This window comes from Roseivirga sp. (genome assembly GCF_034669765.1).
In the GTDB taxonomy this organism is placed as follows: Bacteria; Bacteroidota; Bacteroidia; order Cytophagales; family Cyclobacteriaceae; genus Roseivirga.
In genome coordinates this window covers 216,249-241,682 of record NZ_JAXMOQ010000002.1, presented here as the reverse complement: position 1 = coordinate 241,682, position 25,434 = coordinate 216,249, and the positions used below count along the sequence as shown (strand labels likewise).

Annotated in this window: 18 protein-coding genes; 8 read left to right on the top strand and 10 right to left on the bottom strand. The window is 40.8% G+C overall.

The genetic code is table 11. From position 1 onward, the window contains the following. Positions 1-30: 30 nt before the first annotated feature. From VOI17_RS04090 to VOI17_RS04080, 3 genes are all read right to left on the bottom strand, one after another. Positions 31-2,424: an ABC transporter permease gene (locus tag VOI17_RS04090; RefSeq protein WP_323755968.1), complete on the bottom strand. Its 2,394-nt coding sequence runs from the start codon at positions 2,422-2,424 to the stop codon at positions 31-33. 25 nt (positions 2,425-2,449) lie between these two features. After that, positions 2,450-4,822: an ABC transporter permease gene (locus tag VOI17_RS04085; protein ID WP_323755967.1), complete on the bottom strand. Its 2,373-nt coding sequence runs from the start codon at positions 4,820-4,822 to the stop codon at positions 2,450-2,452. A gap of 179 nt (positions 4,823-5,001) precedes the next feature. Beyond that, positions 5,002-7,398 carry an FtsX-like permease family protein gene (locus VOI17_RS04080; RefSeq protein ID WP_323755966.1) on the bottom strand — a complete coding sequence of 799 codons (2,397 nt, stop codon included), beginning with the start codon at positions 7,396-7,398 and terminating at the stop codon, positions 5,002-5,004. A gap of 594 nt (positions 7,399-7,992) precedes the next feature. On the opposite strand from VOI17_RS04080, the gene VOI17_RS04075 reads away from it, so the two are divergent. From VOI17_RS04075 to VOI17_RS04065, 3 genes are all read left to right on the top strand, one after another. Continuing rightward, a complete protein-coding gene (locus tag VOI17_RS04075; protein ID WP_323755965.1) occupies positions 7,993-8,388 on the top strand; it encodes an endonuclease domain-containing protein in 396 nt (131 codons plus the stop codon). A 407-nt stretch (positions 8,389-8,795) separates the two neighbouring features. Further along, positions 8,796-10,172, top strand: a complete 1,377-nt coding sequence (locus VOI17_RS04070; RefSeq protein ID WP_323755964.1) for a sigma-54 dependent transcriptional regulator — start codon at positions 8,796-8,798, stop codon at positions 10,170-10,172. Continuing rightward, positions 10,162-11,517, top strand: a complete 1,356-nt coding sequence (locus VOI17_RS04065; protein WP_323755963.1) for a sensor histidine kinase — start codon at positions 10,162-10,164, stop codon at positions 11,515-11,517. The genes VOI17_RS04070 and VOI17_RS04065 overlap by 11 nt, the downstream gene beginning before the upstream one ends. A 420-nt stretch (positions 11,518-11,937) precedes the next feature. Here the strand turns inward: VOI17_RS04065 and VOI17_RS04060 are convergent, their stop codons facing one another. The 6 genes from VOI17_RS04060 to VOI17_RS04035 all read right to left on the bottom strand — a co-directional run bounded on the left by VOI17_RS04060 (position 11,938) and on the right by VOI17_RS04035 (position 18,547). Next, positions 11,938-12,828, bottom strand: coding sequence for a 3-hydroxyacyl-CoA dehydrogenase (locus VOI17_RS04060; RefSeq protein WP_323755962.1), 891 nt, complete (start codon positions 12,826-12,828; stop codon positions 11,938-11,940). Between the two features lie 114 nt (positions 12,829-12,942). Then, complete coding sequence (locus VOI17_RS04055) at positions 12,943-13,995, bottom strand: phosphotransferase family protein (RefSeq protein WP_323755961.1); 1,053 nt, start codon at positions 13,993-13,995, stop codon at positions 12,943-12,945. Between the two features lie 239 nt (positions 13,996-14,234). Beyond that, positions 14,235-15,431, bottom strand: coding sequence for an acyl-CoA dehydrogenase family protein (locus VOI17_RS04050; protein ID WP_323755960.1), 1,197 nt, complete (start codon positions 15,429-15,431; stop codon positions 14,235-14,237). 219 nt (positions 15,432-15,650) lie between these two features. Then, a complete protein-coding gene (locus VOI17_RS04045) occupies positions 15,651-16,703 on the bottom strand; it encodes an agmatinase family protein (RefSeq protein ID WP_323755959.1) in 1,053 nt (350 codons plus the stop codon). 3 nt (positions 16,704-16,706) lie between these two features. Next, on the bottom strand, positions 16,707-17,984 hold the full coding sequence (gene speE, locus VOI17_RS04040) for a polyamine aminopropyltransferase (protein ID WP_323755958.1): 1,278 nt from the start codon (positions 17,982-17,984) through the stop codon (positions 16,707-16,709). Between the two features lie 65 nt (positions 17,985-18,049). Beyond that, positions 18,050-18,547, bottom strand: coding sequence for a SixA phosphatase family protein (locus tag VOI17_RS04035; RefSeq protein WP_323755957.1), 498 nt, complete (start codon positions 18,545-18,547; stop codon positions 18,050-18,052). A gap of 145 nt (positions 18,548-18,692) precedes the next feature. On the opposite strand from VOI17_RS04035, the gene topA reads away from it, so the two are divergent. The 5 genes from topA to VOI17_RS04010 all read left to right on the top strand — a co-directional run bounded on the left by topA (position 18,693) and on the right by VOI17_RS04010 (position 23,339). Continuing rightward, entirely contained in the window at positions 18,693-21,197 is a 2,505-nt protein-coding gene (gene topA / locus VOI17_RS04030) for a type I DNA topoisomerase (protein WP_323755956.1), read from the top strand. 357 nt (positions 21,198-21,554) lie between these two features. Next, a complete protein-coding gene (locus VOI17_RS04025) occupies positions 21,555-21,854 on the top strand; it encodes a helix-turn-helix transcriptional regulator (RefSeq protein WP_323755955.1) in 300 nt (99 codons plus the stop codon). Between the two features lie 60 nt (positions 21,855-21,914). Continuing rightward, positions 21,915-22,685: a hypothetical protein gene (locus tag VOI17_RS04020; RefSeq protein ID WP_323755954.1), complete on the top strand. Its 771-nt coding sequence runs from the start codon at positions 21,915-21,917 to the stop codon at positions 22,683-22,685. 110 nt (positions 22,686-22,795) lie between these two features. Continuing rightward, positions 22,796-23,005: a hypothetical protein gene (locus tag VOI17_RS04015; protein WP_323755953.1), complete on the top strand. Its 210-nt coding sequence runs from the start codon at positions 22,796-22,798 to the stop codon at positions 23,003-23,005. Beyond that, positions 22,995-23,339: a cupin domain-containing protein gene (locus VOI17_RS04010; RefSeq protein WP_323755952.1), complete on the top strand. Its 345-nt coding sequence runs from the start codon at positions 22,995-22,997 to the stop codon at positions 23,337-23,339. Before VOI17_RS04015 ends, VOI17_RS04010 begins: the two co-directional genes overlap by 11 nt. Before the next feature lie 66 nt (positions 23,340-23,405). On the opposite strand, the gene VOI17_RS04005 is transcribed toward VOI17_RS04010, so the two are convergent. Then, the gene (locus VOI17_RS04005; protein ID WP_323755951.1) at positions 23,406-25,259 is read right to left on the bottom strand and encodes a hypothetical protein; all 1,854 of its coding nucleotides are present in this window, start codon (positions 25,257-25,259) and stop codon (positions 23,406-23,408) included. Positions 25,260-25,434 lie beyond the last annotated feature (175 nt).

The following is a 25,434-nucleotide window of genomic DNA, read 5'->3' as shown; positions in this document are numbered from 1 at the left end:
ATTAATTCATTATCCCCTTCACTCATTATTTTACTCATTCCTTAAAGAGTCTACTGGGTTTGAAAATGCGGCCTTAACAGATTGATAAGAAACCGTAAGCATAGCCACCATCACAGTGACCAAACCTGCAATTAGGAAATAGTACCAACTGAGGTTGATACTATAAGCAAAACCTTCCAGCCAACGACTCATGGCGATATAGGCGATTGGCCAACCGATAAGATTAGAAATCAAAATAATTCGAACGTACTCTTTAGAAAGCATCATGACGATCTTGGAAACATCGGCTCCGAGCACTTTTCTAATGCCAATTTCTTTGGTGCGTTTTTCGGCTAAATAAGAAGCCAAACCAAACAAGCCCAAACAACCAATTGCAATGGCCAAAACCGTAAAGGTGAGAATGATTTGACTGAGCTGCTTGTCCTTTTCATACAGTTCTTTGACCGCTTCATCAACATACCTTAATTCAAACGGACGATTGGGAACTAGCGAAGTCCATACTTTAGCCATTTCAGCCTTAACTGATTCTATTCGGGACATATTGACCTTGGCATACAGCAGTTGCTTATAGTCTTGTGGCCCCGTATAAACTGCCCAAGGCTCGATATCATTGTGAAAGCTAGTAAAGTGAAAATCGTCAACCACTCCAGTGATAGTGCCCATCATACTTTCCTCTATTCCAAAATGTTTTCCAATTGCTTCTTCTGGCGTTAACCCTAGCTTTTCGATGCCAGTTTTATTCACCAAATAGTAAAATGAAGAGTCCCAATCGGATTTATTCTTAAAGCCCTCGCCAGCCAACAGTTCGAAACCAAAAGTTTCCAGAAAGTCTTGGTCGCCATACATTCCTCTGAAGGAAATACTGACATTTTTAGGCAGACCATCCATCACCGCTCCCCAACCGGAAAGCACATTAGAAATCTCATTATTACTCCCCGTTACTTCCTCTACCCCCGTAATGGTTTCGAATTGAGTTTTTAAAGAGTTATAAGCATTTCGGGCTGCGCGATCTGGAAGTTTGAGATACACTACCTGATCTTGGTCATAGCCTATATCTGTATTCTGAACATACCGGAGTTGATAGAAAATGACCAAAGTGCCAGTGATGAGAAAAACACTGACTGTAAACTGAAGCGTCACCAATATTCTTCGGAACACATTCCCTCCTTTTACATTGAAAGTACCTTTGAGCACCTTTACCGGCTGAAATGAAGAAAGGAATGAAGCGGGATAACTGCCCGCAATAAAGCTGATCACCAAAACAAAGCCGAACAATATGAGCATTAAACTAGGGTCGCTTTGAAGGTTAATAGACAGTTGAGTACCTGCCATTTGATTAAAAAACGGCATTGAAATTTCCGCCAACACCACACCGATAATTACCGATAAAAGCGTGATCATAAAAGTCTCCCCATAGAACTGTAGAATCAGCTGTCTTCTATAGGCGCCCATTACCTTACGAATTCCAACTTCCTTCGCTCGTTTTTCAGACTTGGCTGTACTCAGGTTAATATAATTGATACAAGCGATAAGCAGAATAAAGGCGGCAATCGCCACTAAGGAGTACAACAACTCCTTAGATATTTTCTCAGGATAATCAGACCCTATGCTTGTATCAAAATGCATTTGTGTGATCGGTGCTATTTCAAATGACATTTTGAAACCTCCTGCCGTCATTTCATCACCAATATCATCTTCGATATATTGGTTTAGCTTGTTTTTAAAGCTTTCGGCAGCAGATTTATCGTTAAGTTTTACATAGCTAAAATAATTCATAGGGAACCACCTAGAATTATCAATTTGGCCAAAGATTGAATTCAACGATATAACCATATCAAAATTCAAAGCTGTATTCCCGGCAGGATTTGCCACAACCCCCGTTACTACAAAATCACTGCCGTTGGCATTTATCGTTTTGCCATAGGCATCGGCTGCGTTATCAAAATATTTTTGGGCAGTCGATTCGGTCAATACAATGGACTGCTTCTTAAGAAGTGCATTATTGGCATTGCCATCTAAGAATCGATATTGAAATACCTTAAAGAAACTTGAGTCGGCATAAAACACATTCGTTTCAGTAAATATTTTGTCCTCATACCTCACCAAAAACTCTCGCCCAACACTCCAGTCAAAAACAAAGGTGGCTAATTCCGTTTCTGGAATATGCTCTAATGCCACCTGAGTGGCTTTACTCGGAGCGATTGCAATATGCTCCGTTTGTCCAGAGGTTTCAAAAATAGAAGTGACTCGGTAAATTTTATCCGCATCTGGGTAAAACTTCTCGTAAGACGATTCATTTCTTACATAGAGTAAAATGATAATACAGGCCATAATGCCTACCGACAACCCTGAGATGTTGATCAGTGAGTAAGCCTTCTGCCTTTTTAGGCTTCTAATTGCAATGTTGATGTAATTTCTGAACATGACCTTGTTGTTTTAATTATTGAGTTTATTCGTTGCGTAATGAGTCTACTGGATTTTTTCTGGCTGAATTAACAGACTGATAAAGCGTAGTAAGCCAAGCAAAAAGCATTACCAAGACCACTGGCAATGCAAAAAGAGACCAGTCAAGTTTAATCCTAAAAGCAAAGGTGTTGATCCAATCTTCAAGGAAATAATAGACCAAAGGAATGACCAATGCGGTGCTGATCAGCAGCATACGACTGATGCCACTGTTCATTAACCAAATCAAATGGATGTTTGAAGCCCCGAGCACTTTTCGAATGCTGAATTCTTTCAGGCGCTGTTCGGCCAAGAATAGGGTAAGCCCAAACAAACCTAGCAATGCAATTAAAATGGCCACCCCACTGAATGTGGTAAATATATTGGCCAAGCGCTGTTCTTGAGCGTATTGCGCGGCAAATTCTTGATCTAAAAACGAGTATTCAAAAGGATAAAGATTGGCGAACTTTTCGTATGTGGTTTGAATAGAAGCAATGGTGGCTTCCATATTTTCAGGCTTTACCTTTATATAAGCCAGATTATTGTCATTGGGCTTATAAAGGTATGCCGCAGGTGTTACTTCATTCTTCACGGAGAAGAACACGAAATTTTCTACTACTCCACCTAAATTCGGGACGCCAACATCATACTTAAAGACGTTCTTGCCGATTTTATCTTCAATCTTCCATCCGCCCACTTTGGCCAAGGCTTCATTCACGATTAGAAAATCATTTCCTTCTTTACCCAATTCCGGCTGGTAAAGCCTTCCTTCTAGTAGTTTTATATCGAATTTTTGAAAGAAATCTTCATCCACTGGAAAAATGGAAACTGGGGTAACGTCTTCACTGCCCTCTATTTCTAAATAAAACTGTGCTTGTCCGCCAAAGGCCTTTGGTCCCGCTCCTGTCATCCATTCAATCGAAGGATTTGAACTCAATTCATTCTTGAAAGCTTTGTATGATTGTTTGATGGCCGCGTCATTCAACGGAATCATAATGACTTGCTCTTTATCAAAACCAAGGTCTAAGCCTTTCAAATGCTTGAATTGCTGATAGATAACATTTGTAGTAATAAACAAACCAATGCAAATAAAGAACTGAACCACTACCAATACATTTCTGAAAAGCAAGCCTGATTTTCCTTTGGTGACACTGCCCGATAAAATCTGGGTGGCACTAAAACGACTGAGGAAAACCGCGGGATAAAGTCCAGCAAAAACACCAATGCCTAAAACAGCCAATACCATAAACAAATAGGTAAAGGGGTTTTGGTAATCAATAAATATGGAAGAACCCGCAAAAGCGTTAAATGTAGGTAGCAGTATTTCTGTGAAACAAACTGAAAGCACCACTGCAATGAAGGAAAGGGCGATAGATTCAATAAAGAATTGAGCGATAATCTGGCTTCTATAGCCTCCTACTGTTTTTCTAATCCCCACTTCCTTGGCCCTCTTTAGGTACCTGGCCGTTGATAGGTTGGTGTAGTTAATACATGCAATAAATAGAATTAGAATAGCAACAAGCATGTACAATCTTATGAATTGCTTATCGCCAGTCTTCTTAAAAAACGAGTATAAATCACTGAAGTAAACTTCCCCCACAGGCTCTAAACGAACACTTGAGTTCTTAATATGAGGTTGAAGTAGCGCTTTAGCTTTACCCTCAATATCCGCCACTTGTGCGTTTTTATCAATCTGGACATAGAGTGGAAATGCCGTCATTACATTCCAGTTCCGAAAACCTCTATCATCGCCATAAGCTTTGTCAGATTGCTCTAGCGGAAGTATATATTTGAAATTCATGTGAGTTTCTTGACCAAGATCATCAATCACCCCAATCACCTTAAACATTCCATAACCATTCAAATTGACGGTTTGACTAATGGCATTTTCCGCAGAATCGAAGAGTTTTTCTGCCTCAGACTTTACCAAAATGAGCTCACTTACCGTTTGCTGATCTAGTGGCTTAGACTGCCCGAGCACATCAAAATCAAATACATCAAATAAAGAAGGATCCGCAAAATGGATGGACTGTATTTTAAATTTTCTTTGATCGGCTTCAATAATCAGTTCAGAAGCTTGACCAAACCTCACCGTATTCTTCACCTCTGGGATACCTTCTTTTAAAAGCTCTCCCATTGGAAATTGGGTCATCATTTCCCAATTGGGTTCAACCGCTGTAGTATCATCTCTGGCAACTAATACCCTATAGATTTCTTCTGAATTAGCGTGATATGAATCTTTATCAAATTGCTCCCTCACATATAAGCTTAGAATGACAAAGCAAATCAGGCCCACCGTTAGCCCAAATACATTAAGAATAGAGTAAAGCTTGTTTTTTACTAAGTATCGAAAGGCTATTCTAAAGAAGGATGATAACATGGATTTTATTTGGGTTAAATTTAAAAAGGAAATAAATCTTACGATAAAAACTATCAGCCCCTAACCAACTGTCATACCAAAGTTAAAACACTGAAATACAGTTTATTACATCATAAATAAAAAACCATTTTGGTCGCCATCGCACTTTGCCGTCCGTTGACGGACGGCAGCCCATTTGATCATGAATCACGAAGGGTATCTACTGGATTAGACTTTGCTACTTTTAAAGAATACCATCCTGAAGACAGAAGTGTTGCGCCAAGCATTATCAGGCCAGCTAAACCAAAGAGCCATAAAGGTTGGTCAGTTCTGTAAGCAAATTGAGAAATCCATGAGTCAATTATCCTAATCACAACAGGAACTGCGACTACGATTGAGATGATCATTGCGATTACAAATACTCTATTTTGAAGTCCAAAAAGCTGTGCAACTCCTGCCCCAAGCACTTTACGAATACTGATCTCCTTCAGTCTCTCTCGGCCATAAAATATCGACATCGCAAATACCCCTGCAAAGGCAATAAGACAAACTCCAATACCTAAAACCCCCATCATTTGCATCATCTTGGTTTCTGAAGAGTAAAGTCGTTTATGCTCCTCTTCGAGCACTTTCAATACAAAAGGTTCCGAAGGCTCATATTCCCAAAACATCTGCTGAATGGTTTGAATAAGTTCCCCCACATTGGTGTTTTCAGAGTAGCGAATAGAATAGTTAGCCCTTCCATTCGAATAGCTTAAAGGCATAAATAACATGGCCGGAATTGGTTCACTTACCGAATTAAAATGGAAATCACTTACTGCACCTTCTTGAACAAGATATCCAGGTTTTGATTTGCCATAATAAGAAGGTAGCAATTTGCCAATAGGCTCATTTTCGAGCGTATTAAGTGCCGTTTCATTGAGTAGAGCCACTTTGCTATCACCACAAAATAGGGAGATTACATCAGCATCATAATTCTCCTGAATCCCATAGAATTCGAAGAAATGACAATCGATCCCAATACTCAATAACTCAACTTTTTCCCATCCATCTCTAAACCCTGGTTTCTGTAGGTCATTAACATCCAAAGCCCTCATTGGATGTTCATCTGAAAGCGCTATATCTTGAATGGCTGGCATCGCCATCAAACGATCCTTGAATGTTTGTATAGTTGATTCATCCCCTCCTTGAAACCAATTGGACTGGAAAACGAGTGTATTTTTAAAATCATAACCCGGCTCTTTGGACATCATAAACTCAAGTTGGCGATTCATAAAGAGCATGGCGGAAATAATCCCAAAGGCTATGAAAAATTGAAAGGCCAGTAAACTCTTTCTGATCAGAGATTTTGATCCGCCATTTCTACTAAAAGAATTGAATAGACTTGAAACCTTAAAACTGGAAACAATTAAAGCGGGATAAATGCCAGCGATAAGCCCCACCATAGAGGTAAAGGCCAAAAGAATCAAATAGGTTCTAAAACCAAAAATAGCGACAGTTAACTCTCTGTCAACAAATTGACTATAAATTGGAATTAGTGCTTCTATTAATATCAAAGCACATATAAACGAAATAAAACTCAACAAAACAGACTGAATCAAAGACCTCTTGATCAATTGAGTTCTTCTAGCTCCTATGATCTTATGAATGGCTACCTCTTTGCTCCTGTCCAATGCAACCGCCAACGAAATATTGCCAAAATTAGCGATGGCCACAGCAAGTAAACAGGTAGAAATTATGACTAACCAAACGACCAACTGTTCATCCGCCTTTGGCCCAAATGATCTAGCAATATCTAAAGTGCTAAAATGATAATCTTCAATTGGCTCCAACTCGTACTTTTCTCCCTGAGATTCCCCACCCTTATCCTGTTGTATTAACTGAGCTTCCAAAGCATCTATATCAGCACCCTCGTTTAACGTCATAAAAACCTTAAACATGAGATAACCTGTGCTAGTGAAATAGTCACTATAGTCAGGGTTCGATTTCATAGTTTCAACCGAAATAAGAAACCGTGGGTCAAGAGAGGAATTAGAAGGGAAGTCTTTATACACACCGGTGACTTCAAATTCATCCTCTCCCACTAATATCCTCTTTCCAATAATTTGCTCTCCCTCGAATATCTTTTGATGGACAGACTCGCTGATTAAAACCGTTCCCGGAACATCAAACATTCCAAAGTCTCCACTGACTTGTTTCACATCAAACATATCCAAGAAGCCTCTTTCTACATACCAAAAACCCTTCTCTTCAAAGGCCTTTTCCCTTTCTGCACTTGGTCTGACTAATTGAGTTAGATATGAATTATTGTAAGCCCTAACCAAGGATTCTATTGAAGGATTTTTTTCGAGGTAGCTTGATGATAGGATATAAGGGTAGCTGGAACTGTTTGCAGATCGTGATGAAGCCGAGTTTGTGGTTACTAGCCTATGAATTTTTGCACTGTCAGGATAAGATTGGTCAAACGTATACTCATGAATCAAATAAATAGACGTCAGGAAAATAAAACAAAAGGCAATGGCAAGCCCGATTACGTTAGTCCAAGTATAAATCAGATTCCTTCTGAGGCTTCTCAAAATGATTTTAAGATTCAGCATAGCTTAGAGTTTATTTTTTTAGGTAAAACAATCTCAATGCCAGAATTAAAGCACTGAAAAATAGATGATTAATACTGAATTTTCTTTGTGACTTGGTCGCCACCGAACTTTACCGTCCGTTATCGGACGCTAACATTTGTTTGTATATTCGACAAGCTTTTGATTTGTACAAGATTGAAAGACAAATGTAAACCAATGCTAAGACGAGACATGATGAGACAAAATCCCCCCAACCCCCTTTAAGAAAGGGGGAAGGCTCCGAATAGACAACATTGGTTAGTTAAAGCCGAATACAGAAGGGTAAAGAAAAGATGAAGCAATATTGAAAAGAAATGGCATCGTTAATGCCTCCCCCTTGGCCAAGGGGGTTGGGGGATTGTAAAGTGAAGATTATAAAAGGTGCTTTTACTAATATTAGAATAGCGAAATCCCCCTAGCCCCCTTTAAAAAAGGGGGACAGCTCCGAATAGTCATTTGTACTTAATAAAAGGAACGCAGGAGGATTAAGGATAAGAAAATGTAGAATTTGAACATCAAAAGTACGGTTACCACCTCCCCCTTGGCCAAGGGGGCTGGGGGATTGATAAGTAACTTATGACTAAATCATATTACAATAAGAAACTAAAACCATTGGCTCGTGAGCTCCGAAAACATGGAACTCCCGGTGAGGCCATCTTATGGGCTCATGTTCTCAGGGCAAAACGGTTTTATGGGCTTCAGTTTAACAGACAATTCGCTATCGGAAATTACATTGTTGATTTTATATGTAGAAAAGAAAAATTGATTATAGAACTTGATGGCCGATCGCATGATGACAAACAAGAACAGGATAGAAAAAGAGACATACGACTAAATGAGCTAGGCTATAAGGTCGTTCGAATTGCGGAAGTAGATGTTAAATATGACTTGAAAAATGTAATTAGAGCGATTGAAGCTCATTTGTCAGAAGAGACATTGAATAAACCAATAGAGAAGATGAAATCCCCCTAGCCCCCTTTGAAAAGGGGGGACAGCTTCGATTAGGCATCAGTGTTTAATCAAATTTTAATACAGGAGGGTAAGGGGAAATGAAAAAATATTGAAAGTAATCAACATCGTTACTGCCTCCCCCTTGGCCAAGGGGGCTGGGGGATTGAAAAAACAGTTACAATATTAGTCTTAATCATTACCTAGTAATAAGTATTAATTGAAACCAAAACATACATAGGGTTTAATTTCGAAAATCCCCCTAACCCCCTTTGAAAAAGGGGGACAGCTCCGAACAAGCATGAGAGGTTATTTTAATACTAAAGAAGAAAAGACCAATAAACAGAAGGTGCAAAAATTGAAAGTAATCAGCATCAATACCGCCTCCCCCTTGGTCCCGAGGCTTCGGGGGATTGTAAAATAAACACACCATGAAACAAGGAAAAATACTCATCATAGACGACAATGAAGATTTACTAAAAGCAGCAAGGATTTATCTGAAGCGGCATTTTGGTCAAATTGATTTGGAAAAAGACCCCACACTTATTCCTGATTTACTTCAGAATGACGCTTACGATGTGATTCTTCTGGACATGAATTTTACCCAAGATGTGAACTCAGGGCAAGAGGGCTTTCATTGGTTGGATAAGATTCTAGAGATCGATCCATCGGCAGTAGTAGTGCTAATTACCGCCTTTGGTTCAGTAGATTTAGCCGTAAAAGCCATTAAAGCAGGCGCTTCTGATTTTGTAATGAAGCCATGGGAAAACGAACAGCTTTTGGCCACACTCCTTTCTTCCATCCGTCTAAGGTCATCTAAAGAGGAATTGAAATTGATGAAAGATCGGGAAGACACTTTGACCCAAGACCTCGATCATAAATTCAAGGAAATCATTGGCCAAAGCGGATCGATGATCCAGGTGTTCGATACCATTGACCGAGTAGCCAGTACCGATGCTAACGTTTTAGTACTGGGTGAAAATGGCACAGGTAAAGAACTGATTGCCAGATCAATTCATAGAAACTCAACAAGAGCAGAGAAGCCTTTTATCAGTGTAGACTTAGGGGCTATTTCTGAGAACTTATTTGAAAGCGAACTCTTTGGTCACGTGCGCGGATCTTTCACCGATGCCAAAACTGATCGTGCGGGTAGGTTTGAAATTGCCAATGGTGGCACCTTGTTTTTGGATGAAATCGGTAACCTTTCCCTACCACTTCAAGCCAAACTCTTAACCGCAGTGCAAAACAGGAAAGTAAACCGAGTTGGGTCGAATAAGACGATCGATGTGGATATTCGCTTGATCTGCGCCACCAATATGCCGCTGTACGAAATGGTGCAAAAAGGAGAATTCAGGCAAGATTTGCTCTATCGGATTAACACCATAGAACTAAAATTACCTGCTTTGAGGGAACGTATTGAGGATATCCCCCTACTAGCAGAGCATTATCTAAAAGACTACGCTAAGAAGTACAACAAAGACATTTACAAGTTCAGCGAAGCTACTCTTAAGCGCTTGGAGAAATACAGCTGGCCCGGGAATGTACGTGAATTACAGCATGCTGTAGAGCGCGCGGTCATCATGAGTCGTGATAACATTCTTCAACCAGAAGACTTCTTCTTCAATAATAATCAGCCTGTTCGTGATAAGGATGACATCAATTTAGAACAGTTCAACTTGGAAGATGTCGAGCGGATTTTGATTAGGAAAGTATTGGCCAAACATAACGGAAATATCACCCATGCGGCCCAAGAATTAGGTTTAACGCGTTCATCCTTGTACCGAAGACTTGAGAAATATGGGCTTTAATCGCTTTAGAATATTCGTGTTGATCCGCGTTATCGTATTGTTTGTTACGGTTGCCGTTTTCGTGTATTTGCTCTTCTTCGATCAGAAGTATGTAACTACCGTGGTCACTGGTTTCCTCATCATTTTCGAAGTATTTGAGCTTTTCAACTACATAGAAAGCACGAACAAGAAGCTCACCCGCTTCTTTGACGCCATCAAATACAACGACTTCAACATGAGTTTTACCCATGATAATAAGCTGGGTAAAACGTTTAAAGCGCTGAACATGGCCTTTAAAGATGTGATTGATGCCATTTTGGAAGAACGTAAAAAGAGCGAGCAGTCTTTTCAGCAGTTGCGCGTAGTCGTTGAAAATATTGGTACAGGAATCATCGCCATCAACGAGACTAGAGAAGTGAAATTGATCAACCGTTCTGCGCTTCATTTATTGCAGCTAGAAAGCCTTAGAAGTCTAGATGACCTCAGACAAAAGGCACCTAACTTTCACTTTACCATTACTCACCTTAACTCCTCTAAAAGAGCAGCTTACAAAAATGAAAAAGGACAGGAGTTGGTAATTCTAGAAACCATGTACAAATTGGGTGGCGAGCTTTACAGATTGATTGCCTTACAAGACATTAAGGCTGAATTACAGGCCAAAGAACTAGAAGCTTGGCAGAACCTGACCAAGGTACTTCGACACGAAATCATGAATTCCATTGCCCCTATTTCTTCGCTCACTTCTACCCTAAGCGAAGTGTTAAAGGAAGATGTAATTAAGAAAAACGGACTCAATACCATTGAAGATGAAAGCTTGGAAGACCTAACCGAAGGCTTGAGCACCATTTCGAGCCGAAGTGAAGGCCTCATCAATTTTGTAAACGCCTATCGCGATTATACCAACCTACCAGAACCTGACAAGCGTCCAACGGATATCAAGTCACTGGTGCAAAACACGACAGCCTTACTCAAGAATGATTTCCTTAAAGCGAATGTAGCATTAGAAGTCATTCATGCTGAAACCCCAATTGAACTTAATATTGACTATCAATTGATTGAACAGGTGCTGATCAATATTTTGAAGAATGCCTTAGAAGTGGTTGAAAATAAAGAAAATGCTACAGTGAAACTAGAAACCCATGTGCATGGAGAGTTAGTAACTGTATCAATTAGCGACAATGGCGCGGGCATTACCCCTGAAGCCACTGAGAAGATTTTCATGCCTTTCTTCTCTACCAAAAACAGAGGTTCTGGTATTGGCCTCAGCCTTTCTAAGCAAATCATGCAGCTGCATGGTGGAGATATTCAGCTAGAAACTGAACTGGGTAAAGGGGCTACATTTAGAATGGTGTTCCATCAGGAATAAGCCTTTTAGATCCTTCGTACCTCAGAATGAAAAGCATTGTGCGTTTAATGATGGTTGGACTTGTTTTTCAACTTGCCCAGTTCATTCTAGCAGAACGTAGCTAAGCGTTTACTTTAGCTCCAATCGTTGATTGAAAGTTAACTGCCTATTTTCTTTTCCTGACCCCGGACTTCAGGGAAGGATCTAATTTCTCGATTGCTTTACAGTTTCTAGTTCCTTCGCTGCCACTCAGGATGAAAAGCGGTGTTCGTAGAATTGCAATGGAGCTTAATTTTTTACGGGATAGGGCTTAATTAACATTAAATAGAGACTCTAATTTACTTAACCACCAATAATTGTGCGAAGGTAAACCGCCTCCTTTCTTTTCCTGAGGTACGAAGGATCTAAACCTTCTACTATTCTAAAGAAAACGGGGCACTATCAAACAAACCCTTCTTCCTTAAACCTTGGGTTCGGATAAGTATAAAAGCCCTCTCCTGTTTTTACGCCTAGTTTACCGGCATCAATATAGCTTTTCAGCAAGGCAGCAAAGGCCTGACTTTTCTTGTCTGGGTGATTGCTGGTGATATGCCATGCCGTATCGAGCCCAACCGTATCTAAAATTCCGAATGGCCCCATTTCCATTTTAAAGTTACCCATCCAACTTCTGTCAATATCCTCAATAGAACCAATGTCCATTGTTCTGAGTGAACCTGCGGCTCCTAAAAGGGCCATCAGCATGTAGTTGAAGATGTAACCCGTGTTTTCCTTTTGAACAAAGACAGGCGTTTGCCAAAGCTTCTCTCCCAACTCCATCAATAAATCATTGATCCAAGTTTCTGTTCCCGGATGCGGCATTACGTCCACCACATTGGAATAGAATACATCATGGAAGTGGAAGTTGCAGAAACGCTCAGGTCGGCCAGAAGCATCTGCTATTTGTGAACCGAGTAAATAGGAAGTGTTGGTAGTGAAAAGCGTCTTTTCGGGGCAAAGCGCTCCAAACTGCGCCCAGACTTTACGTTTCAATTCGAGGTTTTCAGTGACAGACTCATTCAAGAAGTCGGCATCATCTGCCGCGGCTTCAGGGTCGGTGGTAAAAGTCAAGCGGCCTTTGGCTTCCTCAGCTTGTGCCTCGGTGAGCTTTTCATTTCGAATTAACATTTTAAGAATGCTGGCCTGAGTTTTAATGGCAGTATCAAGTGCTTTCTCTGAAATATCGTAAATGGTAGTTTCAAAACCACTGATGGCAGATTGCAGCCCTACCCTTAAACCAAGCGTTCCAGCCCCCAGAATAAGTACTTTATCGATGTCTTCTATTTTTAGTTGCATGTCTTTCCTTCTATTCAAATTTCATAAACTACAAGAGTAATATTTACTCTAGTTATTAGTACGAGGGTAAATTCGATTGAAATTTACCCTCATTCATTTAGATATTGTAAAAACTCATATCCTATCCTTTTCCAAAGCCTTTACCGCATTGGCACCACAAGCTTTAACGGCATAAATCAAATTAGCAAAACGAGGATCTTGTGTCAGTCCTTTTTTATAGCGGGCGTAAATCTGCTGAATAATCACCCCGATTTTAAAAGCCCCAAAAACATAGTAAAACACTTGATCTTTTAGGTCGAAGCCTGTTTTTTCTGCATAGCGCTCCACCAATTCATTACGCGTATAATTGCCCGGTAACCATGTAAGGCTGAAAGGCTTTAGCGCCTCAGAATCATCCGCTTGTGCCCAATAGGCCAATGAAGTACCTAAATCCATCAAAGGATTGCCCACAGTGGACATTTCCCAATCCAATACCGCAATAATTTCATTCAGCTTTTCTGGGTTCAATACGAGGTTATCGTACTTATAGTCATTGTGAATAAAGCTGACATATTTTTGCTCAGGAATGTGTTTTTGAAGCCATTCGGCCACCACATCCATATGAGGCAGCTTATCCGTTTCGGATTTGTAATAACGCCCAACCCAGCCTTCTACCTGTCGTTGGGTATAGCCTTCAGGTTTACCGAAATCGGCCAAACCAGCAACATTCAAATCCATGGTATGAAGATCTGCCAAGTTATCGATACAGGCTTCAGAAATGGACCGCATTAACGTAGGTTTGAGCTCAATGTCTTTCGGGGGTTGACTGCGTAGAATCACGCCTTTCACACGCTCCATAAGGTAGAAATCGGCTCCCATCACCGAATGGTTGTCGCAAAACAATACAGGCTTAGGGACTTTGGAATACACAGGTTTGAGGGCCGAAAGTACCCGAAACTCCCTGTGCATATCATGTCCTCCTTTGATATTCGCTCCAAAGGGCGGACGCCTCAATACATATTCCTTTTCGCCCGTTTTGATTAAATAGGTAAGGTTTGAAAAACCACTTGGAAATTGAGAGACTTCTAACGCTCCAGAAAAGCCTGCTAAATGGTCACCCAAATAATCTGTCAGCTTAGTGAGGTCTAACTCCTCTCCTTTCCTGATGTCTTTTGCCTTATCAATCATTGGTTGGTTTAATAGTTATTGGTTATTAGGGAAGAGTGTATTGGTCATTGGTCAATGGTGAAAGCTCAAGAAAACGCTAAATAAACCGTCATTCTGATGACGAGGTACGAGGAAGAAAGAATCTGTTGGCTCTTTACTATAAAAGCATAGAACAGACGGATACTTAAGGTTTCGCCCCAAAAGGCTCTACCTCAGTATGACGGTTACTTCTTACTTCCGTCTTCCAACTTCCTGCTTCCTCACATCCCATACCCTTTCAAAATCGCTTTGGCTAAACTCGCTTTATGAACTTCGTCTGGGCCATCGTAAATTCTTGCACCACGTTCATGGCGGAACCAAAACGAAAGTAAAGTATCATCGGTAATGCCGAGGGCGCCATGCACCTGAATGGCACGATCCAGCACTTTCATCAGTACATCGGCCACATAAAATTTGATCGTAGAAATTTCTAAACGTGCTGCTTTAGACCCTTCATTATCAATCTTTTGCGCAGCATGAAGTACCATATACCTTGAAGCATTAATCTCAGCCCTACTCTCAGCAATCCAGTTCTGAATGGTTTGTTGGTGGCCTAACATTCTACCGTCCCTTAGTTCTCTTGAAGCCGCCCTACTGCACATCATATCAAAGGCTCGCTCGCAGATACCAATCCAGCGCATGCAATGGTGAATTCGGCCTGGACCTAAACGTTGCTGCGCCAACATAAAGCCACTGCCCATTTCGCCAATCAAATTACTTTTCGGTACACGACAATCCACATAGTGAATTTCGGCATGACTCAAATAGCCTTCTCCCACATCGCCCATAATGGGGATATTTCGGGTGAGCTCAAATCCTGGGGTATCGGTAGGCACTACAATCATACTGGCCCTTTTATGTGGTTCCGCATCGGGATTGGTCACTGCCATGACGATGGCAAATTCAGCCCCGTCTGCCGCTGTGGTAAACCATTTATGTCCGTTGATGACGAATTCATCTCCCTCCAAAACAGCCGTAGTACCCATATTCACAGGGTTCGAACCTGCAAAGTCTGGCTCGGTCATGGAAAAGCAGCTTCTGATTTCGCCTTTCATTAAAGGCGCTAAGTATTTTTCTTTCAGTTCAGCTGAAGCAAACTGATGCAACAGTTCAATATTTCCAATGTCTGGGGCTTGGCAGTTGAGCACATAATGGCCTAATGGCGTAGTCCCCAATAACTCCGATAGCTGTCCAAATTCAGTCAGCGTTAAACCCGCTCCGCCTTCTTCTTCAGAAAGATAAGGTGCCCAAATGCCTAATTCCTTCGCCTTTTCTCGCTTGGCTTTCAAAATATGGTTCACTTCGTCCCAAGGGTCTTTCAAAAAATAGAGTTCCGAAGGGTACAATTCTTCCTTTATAAACTGCTTTACTTTAGGGTAAAGGGCTTTTAATTTATTGGTGGCGAATAATTCGGTCATGGGGTGTGTTTGGTTATTGGGTAATTAGTTATTGGTTAAGAGGGATCAGTAAATCGGTGATCAGGGAATATCGGATAAGGTAATTGATCTTTAGTTTCTTAACAAAAACTCTAGGGCATATATTGAATGACTCCTTTTCATTTCAAGACATAAAAAAACCCCAAACTTATTGAAGTAAGGGATTCTAAATTCTTAAACCAAGAACTGTATGTCGTATAATTAATTCAATTGCAGCATTCCTTTACTGGCAGCCATCAGGTTGATCATTCGATAAAGCGCTCTGGCGCCCACGTTAGCATCCCATTCGTCTTCGCTAGGCGAAACCTCATTCAGGTCGCAACCAATGATTGTACGTCCTGATTTGACTACCTGCTTGATTAAATACATGACCTGCTCCAAATCAAAACCTCCTGGTACAGGAGTACCTGTATTCGGACAAAGTTTTGGGTCAAGGCCATCGATGTCAAATGAAATATACACTTGCTGCGGAAGTTCTTTGATGATCTCTTCGCACTGCGTAGCCCAGGTTTTTCCTGCGTACTGATCGTGCTTTAACTGCTGATCGAAGAAAGTGACCACTCGCCCATTAGAATTGGCAATAAGCTGCTGTTCTTCATCACAGAAATCACGAATCCCCACCTGCACCAACTTGGTTATCTCCTTTATTTTAAGGGCATTCGTCATGATACTGGCATGCGAAAACTCAAAACCCTCATAGGCCTCACGTAAATCGGCATGGGCATCAATTTGAAGCAAACCGAAGTCGCCATAGTGTTTTGCGCAAGCTTGAAAATGGCCCAATGGAGTACTGTGGTCGCCACCGACTAAAATGGTGGTTTTCCCCTGCGACAGCCAATATTCCGACTGTTGCTTTACATATTCCATCAGCTGATGCGTTTCCTTGTTGATTTCAGCCAGAATAGCTTCCATTTCTTCGCGCTCTTCTTCATCGCTGCCCTCTTCCAACCAAGCAATATATTCTTCAGATTTTTCGCGCAATTCACTTCCTAACGAGTACCAAACCTCTGGAATATCAGCCATGGCCACACCCAGTTTCCAAGGTTCTGCAATGTCCAACTGACTAAAGTCGATTTGAGAAGAAGCTTCTAAAATAGCTTCTGGCCCATCGGCAGTGCCTGCACCATAAGACACGGTAACATCCCAAGGCACTGGAATCACCACTACTTTGGCGGAATCGGTATCAAAAGGCAAGCCGAAAAGGGTGCCTCTCAGCCCTACATCATTGGGATTAAAATTATCTATATCGGCCATACATTAACTGATCATGTCAGCCACAAAATTAGGCAATGCAAAGGCAGCTTGGTGAATGCCTTCATTATAATATTTCAAACCATGCTTTTTAGCAAAATCCTTGCTCTCTTCAGCATTAAAACCATTTAATGGATGTGCTTTTCCTTTAGAAGAATAAGAGAATGACCACATGCCCGTTGGGTAAGTCGGGATATACGCCAAGTAGCAATGCACTTGATCTTGTCCGAAAATAGAACGGTATACTTGGTAAATTTCTCTGAATACTTTGCTGTTGAATCGAGGTGATTCACTTTGCGTGACCATGATCCCATCATCGCTCAAAATACGGTACACTTCTTTGTAGAATTCAACCGTAAACAAACCTTCTGCTGGCCCTACTGGATCGGTAGAGTCTACAATCACAATATCGAAAGAGCCATTGGCTGCTTCTTTCACGTATTTGATACCGTCATCTACAATCAGGTTCAATTTTGGATTACCGAAAGCCGAAGCGATGCCCGGTAAATGCTCTTTACAAGCCTCAATTACTTTGTCGTCAATTTCTACCATCACTACTTCATCGTAGCAATCGTGGCGCAACAATTCGCGGGCAGTACCGCCATCTCCACCACCAATCACCAAAGCTCTTTTCGGCTTAGGGTGTGTCAACGTAGGAATGTGCGTAATCATTTCGTGGTACACATACTCATCTTTTTCGCTGGTCATTACCATACCATCCAAAGTAAGTAGGTTACCGTAAGCCTGTGTTTTATATACTTCTACTTTTTGAAAATCAGACTGTACATCGTAAAGCTTTCCGTCATGCTTTAAAGAAAGCGCTATTTTATCGTCACGTTCTGTAAACCATACATCTCTGGTACGGATTGGTTCGCCCTCTTCGCTGCTTTTTTCGTCACGCATGGCCTGTACATCGAAATCTCTTTCTTTCAGAAGCGCCTTCTCACCTCTTAATAACTCCATTGCCGAACCATGTCCCGCTTGGAATTTCTCTTTAAGGATTTGATAAGCCACCCAAGGATTTACGGTGTCGCCACAAGTAAAAATATCTACTGAAGCATAACCGTATTCTGGCCAGGTATGAATAGCCAAATGGCTTTCCTGAATTACCACAACGCCCGAAACGCCATAAGGCGAGAAATGATGGAAGGTGGAATTGATGATGGTTGCGCCTGAATCTTCCGCAGCGCCTTCCATACTTTTTTCGATGTGAACTACATCGTTTAAAAGTTCTGATGAACAGTTGTAATACTCGACAATGATGTGTCTACCCAATGAAGCCATTCTATATTTTTTTTCTGCAAATATGAGGTCTTCATTTTAAACGGACTAAAACAAAATAAAAAAACTTACTTGGAGCTCATTCCGGGGTAGTAATAATCCTTGGTTTCGGCAGTGCCTCCCGATACTTCTTCCCATTGTTCAGCAGTTACCTGAAGCCAAGCACAGGCACCTGTTACAAAACCACCTTGCGAATCACCAGTGAGGTATTCATACAAATTGCTAATGGATGGGTTGTGCGCCACAATCGCCACATTTTCAAAGATATCGTCAACACGGTTGACCGCTGCCATCATTACATTACGCGTGGCTTCATAGTACTCTTCGGACGATATAATCCTTGGCGCAACCTCCAACTGCTGTATGATTTCGGCACAGGTTTGTAAAGTGCGCACCGAAGGGCTAGTATATATAGTGTCTATTTTAAAAGGAAGCTTTTTCAAGTACTCCCCCAACAAAGCTGATTCACTCTTCCCTTTCTCACTCAGTTTTCTTCCGAAATCACGCTCGTTTTTTTGCGGCATTTGCGCATCTGCATGTCTTATCAATAAAAGATTCTTAACCATTCTCCCTCCTCCTTAGTTACAGTTGCTACAACGTGTTTTTTACCTGCTTCATATAAATACATAGGGGGTAAAAACTCTTTCATTTGTTTTTTTGAAACTTTTATGCCCATCTTTGGCGCGGTCAAAATTAAAAATTTACCAACTTATGTCTAAAAATCTCGTCATTGTAGAGTCTCCAGCCAAGGCCAAAACCATCGAAGGTTTTCTGGGAAAAGATTACAAAGTTGTATCAAGTTATGGACATATACGTGACTTACCTAAAGGCAACAAGGCCATAGACATAGCCAATGGTTTTAAGCCAACTTACGAGGTAACAGCCGATAAAAAAGAGGTGATAAGAACCTTGAAAAAATTCGTCAAAGAATCGGAGATGATCTATCTAGCGAGTGATGATGACCGCGAAGGAGAAGCCATTAGCTGGCACTTAAAAGAGGCCCTAAAACTTAATGACGATAACACGAAACGAATCGTTTTTCGTGAGATTACAAAAAATGCCATTCAAAACGCCATCAATAATCCGCGTACGATTGACATTGACTTAGTAGATGCGCAACAAGCCCGTAGAATCCTTGACCGACTAGTAGGATTTGAGTTGTCGCCAGTACTTTGGAAAAAAATTAAACGTGGCCTTTCTGCTGGTCGTGTGCAATCGGTTGCGGTGCGCATGGTGGTAGACAGAGAACGCGAAATAGATCAGTTCACCCCTATTTCTTCTTATAAAATTACCGCCATTTTCAACCTTGGCGATGGTGTTGAATTGAAAGCTGAGCTTCCTTCAAAATTTAATACCGAAGGAGACGCCCACGAATTCTTAAAAGGCTGTGTAGGTGCCAATTATTCGATTCTAGACTTACAGAAAAAGCCAGCCAAGCGTTCTCCAGCGCCCCCATTCACCACTTCTACCCTTCAGCAAGAAGCCAGTAGGAAATTGGGCTATTCGGTGTCACGTACCATGTCCTTGGCGCAGAAACTATATGAGGTAGGTAAGATCTCATACATGAGAACGGATTCATTGAACCTTTCTGATGATGCTATAAAAAGTGCTGTGGGAGAAATCTCTTCTGCATACGGAAAAGAGTTTGTGGAAACCAGAAAGTTCAAAACCAAGTCGCAATCGGCACAAGAGGCCCACGAAGCGATTCGTCCAACGAATTTCGCTACGCATACCGCTGGTGCAAATTATGACGAACAAAAGCTTTACGACTTGATTTGGAAACGTGCTATTGCTTCGCAAATGGCCGATGCCCAATTGGAAAAAACTACCGCTTCAATTTCCATTTCAACCCGAAAGGAAACCCTTTCTGCTTATGGTGAAGTGATCAAATTTGAAGGTTTCTTAAAAGTATACATCGAATCGACAGACGATGAAGATGGCACAAACGAAGCCAAAGGCATGTTGCCTCCATTAACTGTGGGGCAAACTTTGGAACTGAACCACATGATGGCCAAAGAAGGCTTTTCACGACATGCTGCCAGGTTTACGGAAGCCAGTTTGGTGAAGCAATTGGAAGAAATGGGGATTGGTAGACCATCTACTTACGCCCCTACCATTTCTACCATTCAGAAAAGAGAATATGTAATTAAAGAGAACCGTGAGGGAATGGAAAGAAATTATCAGGAGCTGATTTTAGCGAATGATAGCATCAAAACCAAAACCAAAACGGAGAATACTGGAGTTGAAAAAAACAAACTCTTCCCTACCAATATCGCCATGATTGTGAATGACTTTTTGGTAGAGCATTTCCCGAATGTGATTGACTTTTCTTTTACCGCCCGGGTGGAAGAGCAGTTTGACCAAATTGCACAAGGCAAGCAAGAATGGCCAAAAATGATTGCTGATTTCTACGGAGATTTCCATCAGAAAGTAGAAAACACAGAGCAACTTGATAGATCAGAAATTAATTCTTCTCGTGAATTGGGCATTGACCCTGAAAGCGGAAAAACACTCCTTGTGCGCATGGGTAAATTTGGGCCAATGGCGCAAATTGGTGAGGCCGATCCTGATAATGAGGAAGCCGAAAAGCCAAGATATGCCAGTCTTAGAAAAGGCCAGTTTATTGAAAGCATTACGATGGAAGAAGCGCTTGATCTTTTCAAGCTTCCACGCACAGTAGGCTTATATGAAGACAAAGAGGTCATCGCTGCCATTGGTAGATTTGGCCCTTATATTAAGTTTGAAGACAGTTTTATTTCATTGCCAAAAGGTGTTGATCCTTTAGAGGTTGAATTGGATCAGGCGATCTCATATATCAAAGAGAAGCAGAATGCGGACGCCCCTATTTATGTTTATAAGGAATTGCCTGTTCAGAAAGGTAAAGGGCGTTTTGGGCCATTTATCAAATGGAACGACATGTTTATCAATGTCAATAAGAAGTACGATTGGGACAATTTATCTGACAAGGACATTGTTGAACTGATTGAAGATAAAATTCAGAAGGAGATTGATAAAGTCATTCATAACTGGGAAGATGCTGGCATCAGGGTGGAGAAAGCCCGCTGGGGACGACACAACATCATCAAAGGAAAGACAAAGATTGAGCTTGCTAAAACCGTTGACGTCTCTGAAATGACGCTAGAACAAGCCAAAGCTGAAATAGAAAAGGCCGCTCCAAAGAAAAAACCAGCGAAGGCCAAAGCCAAGAAGAAGTAAAAGCATTTCAGACCTGTCAGGTCTTTTTATTAACTCCCCCTCCATTTCTTCCATAGTGCATCATACTATGTATGGAAAACGAAAACATGGCCGTCATTCCGAGGGATGCCTTTTTCAGGCGACCGTGGGAATCTGTCCGTTCAAAATAGCAGCAGCCAAGAACAGACAGATTGCTTCGTCATATGCTTTTGCTAACTGAGCACATCAGCCTGAGTGAAGCAATCTCGTGGACAAATGAAATCGTGACAATATTAGGAAAATGTTATCTCACAGGATAACTTTACGTAATGGTTAGGACCATAAAATTTCACGAACATCATTTCATTGAATTCTATCAAAAAGGAAAAAATAACGGTGATGAAAAATTATAAGGACATAAAGAATTTTGACGAGCTTGTTGAACTGGAGCACGGGAAAATCGGGGCAGAGAGCCGAAATAAATACGAAGAAGGTGCTCAAATGTTTATTGTGAGTGAAATGCTCAAGTCTGCGCGAAAAGAGGCTAACCTGACACAAGAACAGCTTGCTGAAAGGTCAGGGACAAAGAAGAGCTATATTTCTAAAATTGAGAATGGAAAAGGAAACATCCAGCTCTCTACTCTAATCCGGATTTTTGAACAAGGATTGAACAGAAGAATCGGACTGACTTTCTTGTAAAGTGACAATAGAATAAGCCAAAGTCGAAATAGATCAATGAATACAGAATGGATTGACATAATGAAACAAACAAGTCGACTGAAGCTAAGTCGATGGCGGTTGTTTGACCATTATTTCGTTGTGATTTTCATTCTAGTTATTCCATTACTTACCCTTTTTCACTTGTTTGAAATCTATGTCACCAACTCTTATGATGGAGTAAGAACAGCCAGTGAACTCATCTCAACTTCTTGGCCTTGGGTAATTATTGCTATCGCTCTCTATTTTACACGAAAAAGGCAACTGAGATTTAAAGAAGTGAAAATTGAGTTTACTGATCAAGAATTTAAAGAAGCAGTAGAAAGAACAACCAATGAATACCATTGGCGAATTGACTTGAACAATGAAAATATTTTACGAGCATATCGACATTGGAATTGGACAGGAAGTTGGGGTGAAATGATTACGATAATTAAAGACCATGACCGACTTCTACTCAATAGCATTTGTGACCCTGAGAAAACGAGTTCTGTTGTTTCCTTTGGTTGGAATAAGAGAAATGTTGAAACATTTCTAAAGCACCTTAATGATGCTAAAAATGGCATTCCAGTTCAAGAGGTGATTGAGATGCAAGAAAATGAGTGTACTTTAAAGAAGGTGCTATTCCGTCTGTTTGCTTATCCATTATGTCTCTTTCTTATTGGTTTTGGATTCTATATGATTTACGATGCTGATGATTGGGGAACACCATTTACAGGAATGGGGGCAATTGCGATAGCTTCATTCTACCTATATACAGACTTGAAACTAATAATGAGAACCAGAAGGACGAACACACAACAACAAATATAATTCTCGCCCCTGTTGGTGTTCTTCACCAACAGCCCACTGAATTTCATTCTCCACCTTTAATCCTAGACCTTTCGTGCCTCAAGGAAAGAAAATAGACAGTTTTACATCGAATGGCTTCAATATTAGAAGTAATCAATTCCACTACACCAAAGAAGCCTGTTATTTGCAAACACCTTTTCATCCTGAGTGGCATCGCGTTCTCTGAAGCTTTAGGGGATGGAGAAGCGAAGGAACTAAAGCGAGTGAAGCCCTTGTTGGCCTTGATAACGATAAGGCATAAATCCCCTACCACCAAAAACCCAACCCGATATGAAAATTGAGTCCTTTAATGAAAACCTAGACTTTAACGAAAAGAAGATCGTGACTAAAGTCCTTTTGGAAACTTCCTTTTCCAAAGAAATTAGAATTCTCTTAAAACAAGGGCAAATGATGAAAGAGCATAAAGCTCCTTTTCCCATCATCGTGCATATTATAGATGGCCAAATAGATTTCGGTGTACAAGGCAATGTACATCCATTAAAAAAAGGAGATATCATCACCCTAGATGCTAATATTCCCCATGATTTAACTGCCCTGCAAGACAGTATCGTGCGTTTAACGCTTTCTAAACTAGATACCAGTGAACGTGTAGAAAAGGTGGTTTCAGACTCATAGAAGAATGCTAGCGTTCAGACCTATAAGGTTTTAAAACCTTATAGGTCTTTGCTATACAAATGCCAATTACAAACCCGTGATTTTATACACAGTTTTACCACCAACAAAGGCTTCATCATTGGTATTATAAAACACCTTAGACAATTCACTCGGTACCTCTGCCGCTGTTACCTGTTGCTGGGTGCAACCATCGGTAAGCCCAGTACAACTGATGGCAATAAAGTTTGGGTTTTGGTATGTAAATGCCACATGTCGGCCAGAAGCCATTTTATGGTAAGATGGATATGTCCCTACATAACTAACTGCGCCTGCTACTTCATTTTTCAAGTATTTGAAGGTTGCACCTTCATCTGTGCTTATAAAACTGGCAAAATCTGGATTTCCTAATGGATTTCTATTTTCTAAATAAACCAAGCGCCCTTCTGGGCTAATGGCCTTTGGTGCAAATCCGTCAACGTTCTTATGTTCTGAAATCAACTGCCAGTTATAAGCATCGGTAGATGAATATACTGCCATGTCAAATTTAGAATACTGGAACCCAGTCCCCGAAGGAACATAATAATATTCTTTATAGGTGAGAGCGTAATAGCCACCCTTGCTATTCTTAACAACAAAATTTGGCGCGATGCCATTTTCGTTTTCCAGTTTCCATGAGCTTCCATTATTGGTTGTTGAAAAAGTACCCTCACCTGTATACGCCACTGTTTTCTGTGCTTCAGCATATCCATATAGTACGTTTTTGAATTCCGAATTTTGATACGTCTTTGATGTCATGTCATACTTTTTATTTCTGAAATAGAGCTGCTCGCCCACCTCCATCACAAATCCGGTATTAGAGTAATTATTATCAAAATTTATGTTTGTAGCAACGTATTCCTGGCCCGAAGCAGTTGATTTTACAAGGCCATAATCACGATATTTACCACCTTCAATAAAGCCAGTATAGTAAACGGTTCCGTTTACCTTGGCTGTTCTTGGAAAAGCGATATCAGTTTCAGTGAGCGTTGATCCGCTGGCTTCAAAAGTTGTCTTTAACACAGTATCGTATTTGCCAGTTCTTAAGGGATTTTCATACAAATCGACATACATTTTCCCGTCTTCTACAGCCACGGCTATCGGATTATCTTGATAATCGTAAGTTGAAGGATAATCATAATAAGCAAGTTGATCATTTGGGTTTACAACCACGGCAGCTCCCCCACTGGCATATCCAAAGTAGCCTTGATTATAGGATAGCTTTGCGTTATTATTATTGTTGGCGCTGACACCTCTCAATCTTCTTGCATCAAAAGCAGGCCATACTCTAGAAGTTAAATTGTTGGTAGCGATATCATACTCAGCCAAAGTGCGATAGTACATACTTAAGAACCCGATTTTTCCATTGCTATAAATCATTTCACCAGGCAAGGCATTCACCGCTATTCCTAAATTTGTCGACTGGCCATTTTCAAATTTATAGAGTGTGCCGTTAAGGTAATAGGCTACACCATTCGCGTCCATCACAGGCCCTGCAGAATTGTATATTGTAGGTACTGTTTGTGTGCTATTGTCATTTAGGTTTTTTAAAATTTTACCCGATAGCAAAATGCCATTATTACTCACCGCAGTAAAATCACTAATACCAGACAGCTCAGTGAAAGTCACCCCTGCATCTTTTGAGAAATAGAATTTATAATTGGCATTGCTACCGTCTATTCGGGTGTCTAGACTGGCCGCTATATATTGACCATTTTCGCTTACTACCAATTTCGTAGCCTTAAACAGCTCTGTGGGTTCCATTATGGTACTTATCAGTGGGCTGGCCCCTCCTGAATCTGGCTTATCGGGGTTGGGTTCGTCATCATTTCCACAAGCACTCAAGAACAACAAAATGCACAATGCAGCGATTAGGGATATTTTGGAATGGATGATTTTACTCATAATGGATTGATTCAAGTTATTTCACAAAAATCAATGCTATTCAGCCTTGTTTCAATACATCCCCATCGGTATTCAGGCGTGCGTGTTAGTGGGTATTTGTATTCTGATTCTTGTAATTCCTACAAGCAGACGAATTCTTTCTTCACTTTCGTTACACTTCAGGTTCATCAGAATG